1 protein-coding gene is annotated in these 423 nt (G+C 48.5%); it reads left to right on the top strand.

The genetic code is table 11. The features are described 5' to 3' along the window. A partial coding sequence (locus BCU68_RS14280) for a VCBS domain-containing protein (protein WP_241901384.1) occupies nt 1-423 on the top strand: 423 nt, incomplete at both ends.

The following is a 423-nucleotide window of genomic DNA, read 5'->3' as shown; positions in this document are numbered from 1 at the left end:
CAGTGGTCAGTTAACCATTACAGACGCCGATGGTGTCCAGCAAGAAGTGTTCGTTTCAAGCAGCGTAGTACCTGCCGCAGATGCACTAGGTACTCTCACGTTAACTGAAGATGGCGCTTGGACGTATAACGTTGATAATGCCGATGTTCAATATTTAGATGAAGGCGAGACCAAAGACGAAGTGTTCACCATCACTTCGCAAGACGGTACAGCGCATACCATTACCGTGACGATTACTGGGGTTAATGATGCCGCAATCATCTCCGGTGATGCGGTTGGTGAAGTCGTTGAAGATGAATCGACCCCGACCTTAACCGACAATGGTCAGTTGACCATTACGGATGCGGATGGTGTGCTGCAAGAAGTCTTTGATCCAACCAGTGTTGTTCCTGCCGCTGATGTATTAGGGACTCTTACGTTAAC

The sequence above is a fragment of the Vibrio sp. 10N.286.49.B3 genome, assembly GCF_002873395.1.
Lineage (GTDB): Bacteria > Pseudomonadota > Gammaproteobacteria > Enterobacterales > Vibrionaceae > Vibrio.
This window is presented reverse-complemented; position numbering and strand designations above follow the sequence as displayed.